Below are 278 nucleotides of genomic sequence, written 5' to 3'. Positions count from 1 at the left end.
CCAGAATTGGGGGTTGGTGCGAGGGTTCGGACAGGAAACTCACCTTGCGCCTTCCTTCGATCACGGCTCTAGCATGGGTCGAAACGAAACCGACGCGAGAAGGGCGCAGATCCTCAATACGCGTGATAAGGGGCAGCAGATGCCGGCGTATGTCGCCCGCGCCACTTCGGCAATTTACCCTCCATTAGCGGGCGAAAAGACGAAGCCGCTATCTACTCTGGATGCGTTCATCTACGCCGCCCGTCTTCGGCCCGCTGCCGCAGAGTCGTGGGTTCGGA

The 278-nt window shown here is 60.1% G+C and carries 1 protein-coding gene; it reads left to right on the top strand.

All coding sequences use genetic code 11. The annotated features are described in order from the left end of the window. Positions 1-73 precede the first annotated feature (73 nt). A partial coding sequence (locus EN859_RS38975; RefSeq protein ID WP_210237798.1) for a hypothetical protein occupies positions 74-278 on the top strand: 205 nt, incomplete at its 3' end.

This window comes from Mesorhizobium sp. M00.F.Ca.ET.216.01.1.1, from assembly GCF_004010325.2.
Taxonomy (GTDB): domain Bacteria; phylum Pseudomonadota; class Alphaproteobacteria; order Rhizobiales; family Rhizobiaceae; genus Mesorhizobium.
The sequence above is the reverse complement of the archived record's forward strand: the minus strand, read 5'-3'. Positions and strand labels throughout refer to the sequence as shown.